The following is a 1,238-nucleotide window of genomic DNA, read 5'->3' on the forward strand; positions in this document are numbered from 1 at the left end:
ATATTTTGCTAAATCTCCAATCGAATAGATCCCTTTACGATTCAACTTTTCCTCAGTTTTATATGATATACCCCAAAATTTATGTAAAGGACGTATTGGCCAAAACTTCTCTTGTACATCTTCATACGTCCAGTAGTCAATACCATCCGATTTTTTCTTTGCAGAATTGTCTAAGCATATTTTACTAATAAGAGGGTTAACCCCTATTCCTATTGCACAATGAAGTTTTGTTTTTTCAAAAATTTCTCTTTTTAATTTTATGGCTAATTCACCGGGAGTCTTAGCAAACAACCTAAAACTGGAAGAAACATCCATAAAGAATTCATCACAACTATACTGATGAAAATCACAAGGAGCTACATATTGTAATGCAAGTTTTGAAATATAATTAGAACATTTTATGTAAGTCTCCATAGTTGGATTGACAACCAATATATCTTTTCTCTTCTCTATTTCATACAATCTTTGTCCTTGTCGTATTCCCATTTTCTTTAATGGAGCAGTTGCAGCCAAAATTACTGAACCTGACCGATTCACATCGCCAACTACTACTAACTTTGTTTTTAATGGATCTAAACCTCTTTTTACACAACTGACACTTGCGTAGAAACTGGTCATATCTACACAAAACACAATACGATTCGGGCAAAAAGAATAATCATACAACTTTGCACCCCTCCTAAAGAACATTAGTTCGTTTTTATTATATACGAACTAATGTTCTTTTGAAAGCGATATTATATATTTAATTAGTATAGCTTTGAAATAAAGTTAGCCATCCCTGGAACTTAGCTAATCCACAGAATACGTCAAAATATATCGTTCTTACATGGTGATTCAATAATACCTTCAATAAATAAGTGCTTTCACGTATGAAGCTAACGAGAAAGTCTAAAATTACAATCTCCGTTGTTCAATTTTTGCTTCCCATACACCAAATTCGTCTTTTACTTTCGTACCGTTATCCACTAATTTACCACGTAAAGAAGGATTATTGTTATCTGAGCTATCTTTTCGTAGAATTATGACATCTTCCCCAGAAATATAAATATCAACTTTATACGTTACAACATCTCCATCCTCAGATAATTGGTCGTAACAATCAAAAGTAGTTGTTTCATCGATTCTTCTCCAAATCCCAGACCACCCTCCATTTTTATACAACCACGTGTGACCAAGTGGAGATGGGGCGGTTTGGTTTGGTAATATATTTTCCAACAAACTTTTATCATAATTAA

General features: G+C 33.1%; 1 protein-coding gene and 1 pseudogene. Both read right to left on the minus strand.

What is annotated here, in order from left to right; genetic code table 11:
• Positions 1 to 618, minus strand: a pseudogene (locus RCF13_RS01485) (excinuclease ABC subunit A); the annotation flags it as partial.
• A 279-nt stretch (positions 619 to 897) separates the two neighbouring features.
• A partial coding sequence (locus tag RCF13_RS01490) for a hypothetical protein (protein WP_308140755.1) occupies positions 898 to 1,238 on the minus strand: 341 nt, incomplete at its 5' end.

The sequence above is a fragment of the Stenotrophomonas maltophilia group sp. RNC7 genome (assembly GCF_030910085.1).
GTDB lineage: Bacteria > Pseudomonadota > Gammaproteobacteria > Xanthomonadales > Xanthomonadaceae > Stenotrophomonas > Stenotrophomonas sepilia.